Source organism: Terrisporobacter othiniensis (assembly GCF_000808015.1).
GTDB classification, from domain to species: domain Bacteria; phylum Bacillota; class Clostridia; order Peptostreptococcales; family Peptostreptococcaceae; genus Terrisporobacter; species Terrisporobacter muris.
The window spans coordinates 1-422 of record NZ_JWHR01000124.1 but is presented as its reverse complement, the minus strand read 5'-3'; the positions used below and the strand labels follow the sequence as shown (position 1 = coordinate 422).

Below are 422 nucleotides of genomic sequence, written 5' to 3'. Positions count from 1 at the left end.
ATTTTTAATGCGTTTCATCCCCCTCGCGCTCCACGCTAACAATCCAATACCGGTCAACGCGTAAGCCGAACGATGCAACAGGTAACGGGGAAGATTGATATGCCCCGTGATTTCCGAAAAAAGATTCGGCAACCCGCTTCCCGTGTAATCGAGTGTCCCGTGCAGGTGATAAGGCAACCAGAACAAGCAGCACGCCAACCAGATTGCGGAAAGAACGATCGCCGCAAAACGACCTCCGGAAACACTGCTGACCCATAAAGAAAAACCAGCCACCAGCAGCCACGAGGGAAGATTTAACGTCAACAGGTAAAAAAGATAACACGACCAGCTCACCGGGGCCAAGCTCGTCAGGTTAACGATAAAAACCGAAACCACTATCACCGTAACATTCACCAACCCGAAAAGCAACAAGTTACCCGCGA

General features: G+C 50.5%; 1 protein-coding gene. It reads right to left on the bottom strand.

Annotated features, from left to right (window positions below; all coding sequences use genetic code 11):
• On the bottom strand, positions 1–422 hold a 422-nt coding region (locus QX51_RS20745; RefSeq protein WP_161791938.1), incomplete at both ends, for a hypothetical protein.